General features: G+C 59.1%; 8 protein-coding genes. 5 read left to right on the forward strand and 3 right to left on the reverse strand.

Features of this window, described 5'->3' with window-relative positions; translation table 11 throughout:
- Positions 1-46 precede the first annotated feature (46 nt).
- Positions 47-781, reverse strand: a complete 735-nt coding sequence (locus tag WC683_19135; protein MFA4974723.1) for a carotenoid biosynthesis protein — start codon at positions 779-781, stop codon at positions 47-49.
- A 3-nt stretch (positions 782-784) separates the two neighbouring features.
- Positions 785-1,744: an HD domain-containing phosphohydrolase gene (locus WC683_19140; GenBank protein ID MFA4974724.1), complete on the reverse strand. Its 960-nt coding sequence runs from the start codon at positions 1,742-1,744 to the stop codon at positions 785-787.
- Between the two features lie 122 nt (positions 1,745-1,866).
- On the opposite strand from WC683_19140, the gene WC683_19145 reads away from it, so the two are divergent.
- Genes WC683_19145 through WC683_19165 form a run of 5 tightly spaced genes read left to right on the forward strand, consistent with a single transcriptional unit; the run spans position 1,867 to position 4,395 of the window.
- On the forward strand, positions 1,867-2,313 hold the full coding sequence (locus tag WC683_19145; protein ID MFA4974725.1) for a hypothetical protein: 447 nt from the start codon (positions 1,867-1,869) through the stop codon (positions 2,311-2,313).
- A 2-nt stretch (positions 2,314-2,315) separates the two neighbouring features.
- Positions 2,316-2,696, forward strand: coding sequence for a hypothetical protein (locus WC683_19150; protein MFA4974726.1), 381 nt, complete (start codon positions 2,316-2,318; stop codon positions 2,694-2,696).
- A 57-nt stretch (positions 2,697-2,753) separates the two neighbouring features.
- Positions 2,754-3,344, forward strand: a complete 591-nt coding sequence (locus WC683_19155) for a nucleotidyltransferase domain-containing protein (GenBank protein MFA4974727.1) — start codon at positions 2,754-2,756, stop codon at positions 3,342-3,344.
- Entirely contained in the window at positions 3,328-3,723 is a 396-nt protein-coding gene (locus WC683_19160) for a HEPN domain-containing protein (protein MFA4974728.1), read from the forward strand. The genes WC683_19155 and WC683_19160 overlap by 17 nt, the downstream gene beginning before the upstream one ends.
- A gap of 39 nt (positions 3,724-3,762) precedes the next feature.
- Positions 3,763-4,395 (forward strand): endonuclease III domain-containing protein, encoded by a 633-nt coding sequence (locus WC683_19165; GenBank protein MFA4974729.1) that lies wholly within the window; start codon positions 3,763-3,765, stop codon positions 4,393-4,395.
- On the opposite strand, the gene WC683_19170 is transcribed toward WC683_19165, so the two are convergent.
- A partial coding sequence (locus WC683_19170) for a pitrilysin family protein (protein ID MFA4974730.1) occupies positions 4,392-5,433 on the reverse strand: 1,042 nt, incomplete at its 5' end. The genes WC683_19165 and WC683_19170 overlap by 4 nt on opposite strands.

A 5,433-nucleotide genomic window follows, 5' to 3' on the forward strand; every position in this document is an offset into this window, starting at 1 on the left:
TATCGATTTTTTAAAAATTCAGATTATTTCCAGTTATTTCAATATGTTAGATAGAAGCAGGATGTCTTCTGAAAGACATGGTCATGATGGCCGCGAGTATTGCGGAACTCGCCAGCCCGAGTTTCCAATGCCCGACCCGGAAGGTCATGAAGATGCTGAAGAGGGCGATGCCTGAGTAGAAGGCGGGGTAAAAGAAAATCGTTCGCCGGCTCGGCAGTTCGTTGGTTCGCCCCAAGAAAACGGGGAAGGCGCGCCATGCGAGCAGGTTGAAGCCCACGATCGCGAATGCCGTCAGGAACCAGCCGCCGAAGTTCGTCATCGGCACGCCGAAGTAGAGGCCGGGGAACGCGTAGTAGTGGATCTTTCCAAGGAACCAGAGGTCGCCCATGGTAGCGATGGGGTCCACGATCACGTCGAGCAGCATTGTGAGCAGCGCGCCCAGGAGTGCGGCGCGGAGGTAGGACGCGCGGCCGCGGTCCAGCATGAGGGTTGCCGTCGAGTATCCCGCGAATGTGAGGAAGGAATATGAGAGGGAATCGAAGAAGGGCACGCCCGCGATCAGGAGCTCGCCGCGCAGGTTTTCATATATGTAATGATACTCCCCGTAGGGGAACCCGTTGTGGATCGACGAATATTCGGAGGCCCAGGCGATGAGGTATCCCGAGACCAGCCAGAGCGTCGTGCGGCGCCAGCCGAAAAAACGCCAGGCCAGGAAGAGATACGCCGCGAGAAATGCGAAGACGTAGGGCCGGTGCAGGAATGTCGTGAGCAAGGAGTCCACGGATCAAGTAGCCTTCTGTTTCACCACTTCGAGCAGGATGCGCACGCAGGAGGGGTCCCACTGGCCGCTTCCGATCTCGTTCTCGAATATGGCGCACGCCTCCTGCACGGTCATGCCCTTTCGATAGGGCCGGTCGGTGGTCATCGCGTCGAACGCATCCGCCACCGACGCGATGCGCGCGGCGAGCGGGATCTCGTCGTTTTTGAGGCCGTCCGGATAGCCGCCGCCATCCATCCTCTCATGGTGCGAGCGGATGATGGCAAGGCACGGTTCGAGGCTCTTCAGCGGCTCGCATATCTCGTACCCGCGCGAGGCGTGCGTGCGGATGTGCGCCATCTCCTCGTCCGTGAGCCTGCCCGGCTTGAGCAGTATCGATTCCTTCACGCCTATCTTGCCTATGTCGTGGATGAGCGCGCCCTTCCTCAGGTTCTCGATCTCGAAGTCCGGCATGCCGATCTTGCGCGCGATCTTCACCGCAAGCTCCGCCACGCGCTCCGAGTGGCCGCTGGTGTAGAAATCCTTCGCTTCGAGCGCCTGCGCGAGCGAGAAGAGTATGGATTCGCTCGTGTCCAGGTCGTCGTGCATGAGCTTCATGCGCAGGAGCGACTTGATGCGCGTCATCAGCTCCAGCTTGTTGATCGGCTTCACCAGGAAGTCGTCCGCGCCCAGCTCGATCGCGCGGAGTTTGTCCTGCTGCTCCGAGAGCGCGGTGATGACGATGATCGGGATGAAGCGGGTTTCCTTGTCGTTGCGGATTCGCTTTATGATCTCGAAGCCCGACACCCTGGGCATCATGAGATCCAGCAGGATCAGATCCGGCGGTTCCTTCTGGATCTTGTGGAGCGCCTCCTCGCCGTCGACTGCGCTGTCGATTATGTACGGGTACGGTTTGAGCTGGGACTGCAAGAGCTCGATCACCGAGGGGTTGTCGTCGACTATGAGTATGGATGTCTTCCTGACCACGCACCTCCTATATCAGAGATCGCCCCCAGTGTCTATCGCAGGTCTTTTTACGGCCGCCAAAAGGCAGTTGACACTGTTGTCGACCCTCCATTATGGTGCACGAAACTTAAAGGGGGGCGGCTATGTGGGGCATCATCAAGTGGCTCTTTATCCTTTCGATCATGGCAATAATAGCGCTTGCGCTCACCGGAAAGAAGATCCGCGGCAAGACGGTCGAGGAGTACATGGGCCCTGTCATGCAGTCCAAGGCGGTCAAGGAAGGGCTCAGGGACATCCGCTCGATCGTGGGCGAGGGGCTCAAGGCGGCCGGCGAGGCGATCTCCGAGGACGTGACCGACGAGGAGAAGAAGCAACTCGACCAGGTCCTGCGGGAGGAGCTCAAGGCGGGCGCACCGGTGCAGATGCCGCCGGACCAGAAGGCTCTCGCTCCGGAGATGAAGGAGGGCGCGACGGTCGAGGGGGCGATCCAGCCCAGGCCCACGCTGCAGCAGATGGAAGCGATGCCGCCGAAACCGGGCGCAACTACGGACGATCAAAACATGCAGGAGAGACCCATAGGAGACAGATGATTATGACAGACAAGACAGCCAAGGCGAAGACGACAGCGAAGACGAAAACGACGGCAAAGGCGAAGGCCGGGGCGAGCCGGGCTCCGGGGAAATCCTGCATGATGGAGGGGTGTAAGAGGCCGTACCAGGCCAAGGGCTATTGCAACGTCCACTATCGCAAGTGGCGCCGCGGCGAGCTCGACGCGAAGCCGCGCTATCGGACCTGCGCCGAGGACAAATGCCGAAAGCCCACGTACCGCAAGGGCTACTGTGAGGAGCATTATTCGGCATGGAGCGCATCCAAGAAGCCACAGGCAGCGGCAGAGGCCCCGGCAGCGGCTCCAACAGCAACTCCGGCCCCGGCAGCAGAGGCCCCCAAGGTCGAGGAAACCCCCACCGCGTAAGGTCCTGAATTCAAAGCCCTTGCCATTGTTCCATTTAGTGGTACAATTGTTCCAGATATGCTCACACTCATGACAGGCCGGTCGGATGTGCAGCTTCGGCTGGTGGGCTTATTCCTCAGGAATCCTGCTTCTAGGTTCTATCTGCGTGAGCTGCAGCGCACTCTCGGCATCCCCGTGGGCTCGCTTCAGCGTCATCTGTCTCGCATGAAGGAAGAAGGCGTCCTGAAAAGCGAGGCGGCGGGACCCCTGAGATTCTTTTCCTTGAATCCGGAATATCCGTATCTGGAGGAACTGAGAAACGTTGCGCTCTCCGAGTTGCGCAAGCTGGAGCTCGAGCGGGACCTCGCAAAGCTTCTTAAGAAGCTCAAAAAGGAATATTCTCCCGACAAGGTCATATTGTTCGGCTCGCTGGCGAAGGGGCGAGTCTCTCCGGACGGCGACATCGACCTTTTGATAGTGAAGGAGCGCATACCGGCGCGTTACTGGGATCGCGTGAAGGAGTTTGCCCCTCTGCTTGCCGGCTGTGACGTGGGCGTTGACTATACTATCTGGACGCCGAAGGAATTGGCAGGCGAGCTGGACAAAAACGGCTTTCTGAAGGATGAGATCGTCGGGAAGGGCAGGGTGCTCTATGAGCGCGCCGCATGAGGAATGGCTGACACGCGCCGAGAACGACCTCCGTTTTGCGGAGCTTGGTCTGCGGGAGGGTTTTTATTCGCAGGTCTGTTTTCTCTCACAGCAGGTCGTGGAGAAGTGCTTCAAAGGCATGCTTGTCGCACTGGGCAGGTCTTATCCCAAGAGCCACAGCCTGCGCGAACTGGCGTCAAAGCTCCCGGAGCTTTCATTGAAGAAACACTCAGAGGCGCTGACGATCCTCGACGGTTATTATGTTCCCATCAGGTATCCCGATGCAGCCCCTGGCATGAAAGCCGGGGGGGCGCCCAATAAGGGCGAGGCGCGTGTTGCGATCGACACCGCGCGTGCGATATGGGACATCGTCACCAAGTACCTTTCAAAGAAAGGTTGATTGCAGTCATCTCCGATGCCTCCTACCAAAAAGACATTGATGGAGGGTTTTCGCCTGATGCTCGCGCGCTTCGGGCCGCGCGGCTGGTGGCCTGGCGAGACGCCGTTCGAGGTCATGGTCGGCGCGATCCTCACGCAGAATACGAACTGGAAGAATGTCGAGAAGGCGATCGCGAATTTAAAGCAAGAGGACATCCTCGATCCACACGCCATGCTGGGACTCTCTCCGCAGAGGCTCGCTTCTCTCATCAAGCCGGCCGGTTATTTCAGGGTGAAGGCAAAGCGGCTGCGATCATTCCTCAAATATTTCGTCGAAAACTACGACGGCAGCGCAAGGAAGATGGCGAAGAGGGATCTGCCGCAACTCAGAGAGGAGCTGCTCGCGGTAAACGGCATCGGACCCGAGACCGCGGACTCGATCCTGCTCTACGCACTGAAGAAGGATATTTTTGTAATCGACGCGTACACAAAGCGCATTCTCTCGCGCCATGGGCTCTGCGCTGAGGAGGACTGCTACGATGATCTGCAGGCGCTCTTCATGGACCGCATAGAGAAGGATATCCCGCTCTACAACGAGTACCACGCCCTGATCGTGGAGACGGGAAAGGACTTCTGCCGCACGAGTCCCCGCTGTGCCGAATGCCCGCTGAACGGATGGAATAATCTTCCTTAGGCCGGCTTCACTACCGCCATCGTGTACGCTTCCGGTCTTATGTATTTCTTCGCCACCCTGAGCACGTCCTCCGCGGTCACCTCCATGATGCGCGACGGGTATTTCTCCGCTTCATGCGGCCCCAGCCCGTAGAGGGTGTTGAAAGTATAGGTGGCGGCGAGCGCGCTGTTTCGCTGTAAATCCAACTCGTAGGTCCCCACTATGTACTGCTTCGAGCGGGCGAGTTCCTCTGCGCTCGGCTTGCCGCTGCACACGTGGGCGAGCTGCTTCTGGATCTCGGCCTTCGCGGTCTCAAGCTTGGCCGGGTCCGTGCCGATGTAGACCGCGAAGTAGCCCGGCTCCAATCCCTCGTAGTTCACCGAGCTCACCGAATACGCGAGGCTCAGCCTGTCTCTCAGTTCGAGAAACAATCTCCCGCCCTGTCCGGACAGTATGTTGTTGAGCACGATCATGGGATAGCGGTCGCGGTTCTTGAACGTGGTGCCCCTGAAGCCCACGACGACGTGCGCCTGCTCCTTCTCGTGTTTTGTGATCACGTTCTCGCGAGGGCTCACGGGTGCTGGATCGGAAGGGATCTTCGGGGCGGCCTCTCCCTTGCGCGGGAGGTCCTTTAAATGCTCCATGGCGAGCTCCTCCACCTCCTTAGCGTTCACGTCGCCCGCGACCGTGAGGATGAGGTTCTCGGCGCACATGACGTGGCGGTGGAAGCGGCGGAGCTTATCGTTGGTGAGGCGTTTCACCGACTGGATCGTGCCCAGCTGCCTGAGGCCGTAAGGGTGTTTTGGGAAGAGGAGCTTCGAGAACTCGATGAACGCCAGCGAGGAGAGCGAGTCCTCCTGATCCTTGATCGCCTTGAGCTGTATGCGTTTCTCCTTGGCCACCTCGGAGGCGGAGAAGGCGGGGTGCGAGAGCACCTCTGAGAAAAGGGCGAATCCGTCGTGCATGTACTCGGAGAGAAACTCGCAGCGAACCCCGGAGCTGTTGCGGCCGCTGAAACCGTCGATGTTGCCGGCGATGCGCTCGATCTCCTTGGCCACT

Source organism: bacterium (assembly GCA_041648665.1).
Lineage (GTDB): Bacteria > UBA10199 > UBA10199 > 2-02-FULL-44-16 > JAAZCA01 > JAFGMW01.